This window comes from Desulfosporosinus metallidurans, from assembly GCF_001936615.1.
In the GTDB taxonomy this organism is placed as follows: domain Bacteria; phylum Bacillota; class Desulfitobacteriia; order Desulfitobacteriales; family Desulfitobacteriaceae; genus Desulfosporosinus; species Desulfosporosinus metallidurans.
This window is the reverse complement of record NZ_MLBF01000237.1, coordinates 1-268: the sequence shown is the minus strand read 5'-3', so window position 1 is coordinate 268 and position 268 is coordinate 1. Positions and strand designations below refer to the sequence as shown.

At 45.5% G+C, this 268-nt stretch carries 1 pseudogene; it reads right to left on the bottom strand.

Annotated elements, in window-relative coordinates:
- Positions 1-268 (bottom strand): annotated as a pseudogene (locus DSOL_RS26520) (transposase); the annotation flags it as partial.

The window sequence follows — 268 nt, the reverse complement described above, 5'->3', positions numbered from 1 at the left end:
CACGAAGTGCCAGTATCTGTTCATAATCATCGTTTTGAACAAGGCTCTGGCATAAATTCGTTGAATAACGAGTGGCAAGCCATCTCATCTTTGTCCATCGCCGATAAATAGGTGAGTTCTTGCTGTTCAAGAAGGTGTAAATGATCATCGGACACCATACCACGATCGAACACAAGATGACATCGGGTCAAACCAAATCGGTTTTTCAAGTCTTTGACCACGTCAGGCAGCGTGGTAACGTCCTGCGTGTTGCCTTCAAGCACTTTCC